3 protein-coding genes are annotated in these 2,612 nt (G+C 35.1%); 2 read left to right on the top strand and 1 reads right to left on the bottom strand.

Features of this window, described 5'->3' with window-relative positions:
* Positions 1–240: 240 nt before the first annotated feature.
* Entirely contained in the window at positions 241–552 is a 312-nt protein-coding gene (locus ACY65O_RS06350) for a DUF3467 domain-containing protein (protein ID WP_462220014.1), read from the top strand.
* Between the two features lie 85 nt (positions 553–637).
* Here the strand turns inward: ACY65O_RS06350 and radC are convergent, their stop codons facing one another.
* A complete protein-coding gene (radC, locus tag ACY65O_RS06345; RefSeq protein ID WP_462220013.1) occupies positions 638–1,339 on the bottom strand; it encodes a RadC family protein in 702 nt (233 codons plus the stop codon).
* 74 nt (positions 1,340–1,413) lie between these two features.
* Here radC and ACY65O_RS06340 point away from each other — a divergent pair, with 74 nt between their 5' ends.
* Positions 1,414–2,364, top strand: a complete 951-nt coding sequence (locus tag ACY65O_RS06340; protein WP_462220012.1) for a ribose-phosphate pyrophosphokinase — start codon at positions 1,414–1,416, stop codon at positions 2,362–2,364.
* The last annotated feature ends 248 nt before the right edge of the window (positions 2,365–2,612 follow it).

Below are 2,612 nucleotides of genomic sequence, written 5' to 3'. Positions count from 1 at the left end.
GAAATTGCATTGCATGAAAAACTACACACAAAAGTGTAAATAAATGCGAGTTGTACTTATTTATTGACGAGTTCCATAAATAATATTGTTTACCGAATTTATAAAAAAACTGTCTCGATTTTCCGAGACAGTTTTTTTATAAATATATACATTGGTTGTTTTTTATTTAAGCCTTCATGATCTTTGGCTATTATGCTTCAGCATTTTTTGTTTTACTTATCTTTGTAAAAATTAAATAAAATGACAAATACCGAGCAACCCAACCAACTTAATATAGAAATTTCGGAAGAAGTATCTGAAGGGTCTTATGCAAACCTTGCTATTATTACACACAGCCATGCAGAATTTGTTATTGATTTTGTAAATGTAATGCCGGGTACACCAAAGAGTAAAGTAAAAAGCCGTATTATACTCACACCTTTTCATGCCAAGCGTTTTATGAAGGCAATGATAGATAATATTAAAAAGTTTGAAACTGCCAACGGCACTATACAGGATATGGAAGCAGTGGAAATACCTTTTAATTTTGGCGGGCCCACGGCACAGGCATAAGGGTTGCGGTTTTTTGGTTTAATACTAACTCAATTATCTTTTTGTTTTGGTGCAACTAATTTAATTCACCAGCGTCAACTATCAACTAAAGCAACCCTTCATCAGCAAAACTGTAATACCCATCTTCACTTACAATAATGTGATCAATCACTTTTATATCGAAGTATTTGGCGGCTTCCTTAATTTTTTGCGTCAGTTCTTCATCAGCCCTGCTGGGTTTTAAAGATCCCGAAGGGTGATTGTGGCTCAATACAATTGAAGTAGCATCTTGTTCAAGGGCTTTCTTTAAAATAATTCTTGGGTCGGCAACTGTACCGGTAATACCACCACGGCTTATTATTTCAAAATGATTTATTTTGTTAGCCCTGTTTAAAAATAATACTGCAAATACTTCATAAGTAAAATCCTTAAGTATTGCTTTAAGGTATTGAGCAATGTCTTTACTGCTTTGTACTATTGTTTTATCTAATGTTGCCGATGCCTGCCGGCGCCTGCCTAATTCTAATGCGGCTGCAATAGTAATTGCTTTCGCCTCTCCAATTCCTTTTATCTGTTGAAAATCATTAAGGGTGAGTTTACCCAGCTCATTTAAATTATCGCTGCCCAATCTTAAAATCTCTTTTGCCAGGTCAACAGCACTTTTATCTTTACTGCCATTATTTATTAAAATAGCAATTAATTCAGAGTTGCTTAAAACTTCGGCACCTTTACTTAACAATTTTTCTCTTGGCCTGTCATCAGCAGCCCAATTTTTTATAGATGTGGATGGCTTGTTGAAATTTTCCATAGGTTCAAATTTAATTCATCTAAACTAAACGATACTTTTGCGGCATCTTATTTTAATTTATCTCAAAAAAATATATGGAACCATCTGCAAAAATTTTCTCTGGAACAGGATCTCAGTATTTAGCTGAAAAAATTGCTAAAAAATTCGGGGAGCCATTAGGTAAAGTAAATATCCAGCGGTTTAGCGATGGAGAAATTTATGTAGAGTTTCAGGAAAGCATCAGGGGGCAGTTTGTGTTTTTAATACAAAGTACTTACTCGCCTACAGATAATTTAATGGAATTGCTTTTGATGATTGATGCGGCAAAAAGGGCATCTGCTTATAAAGTAATTGCTGTAATTCCTTATTACGGTTTTGCCCGGCAAGACAGAAAGGACAGGCCCAGAGTAGCCATTGGAGCTAAATTAGTAGCCAATATGATTACTGCTGCCGGGGCCGACAGAGTAATTACAATGGATTTACATGCCCCACAAATACAGGGCTATTTTGATATCCCGGTAGATCATTTGGAAGCTTCGGCCATATTTATTCCTTATATAGAAAAATTAAATTTACCTAACCTGACTTTTGCAGCACCTGATGTGGGAAGTGCCAACCGTATTAGGGAAATAGCCTCTTATTTTGAATGTGAAATGGTAATATGTGATAAGCATAGAAAAAGAGCTAACGAAATTGCCAGCATGGTTGTAATTGGTGATGTTACAGGTAAAGATGTGGTGCTGATTGATGATTTATGTGACACAGGTGGAACATTGGTTAAAAGTGCTTTATTAATGAAAGAGAAAGGAGCCAACAGCGTAAGAGCGTTGTGTACTCACCCTGTTTTAAGTGGTAACGCTTACAGTAACATTCAAAACAGTGTTTTAGAAGAATTGGTAGTATGTGATACCATTCCTGTAAAAGAGGGTTGTAAAAAAATTAAAGTGCTATCTACAGATGAACTTTTTGCAGTAACTATCAGGAATGCCTATGAAAATAAAAGCATCAATAGCTTGTTTATCAGGGGAAGGGTGAAGAAAGTTTAAAATACAAGTTCAAAGTTCATGGTTCATAGTTTAGTGTATGCTGCAATTAGTTATAATAAATTAAATAACAGTTAGTTATGCATAAACATGTTTAAGTAGCCATAGTCTGAAAAACTATGAACTATGAACTATAAACTATTAATGTTTTTCCCTACCTTTGCGCCTCATTAAAAAATTATAAAACAATGAAATCAGTTACAATCGAAGGACAACTGAGGACCGAAAGCGGAAAAAAAGCCACCCGCCAA

Source organism: Ferruginibacter sp. (assembly GCF_031430955.1).
Classification (GTDB): Bacteria; Bacteroidota; Bacteroidia; order Chitinophagales; family Chitinophagaceae; genus Ferruginibacter.
The sequence above is the reverse complement of the archived record's forward strand: the minus strand, read 5'-3'. Positions and strand labels throughout refer to the sequence as shown.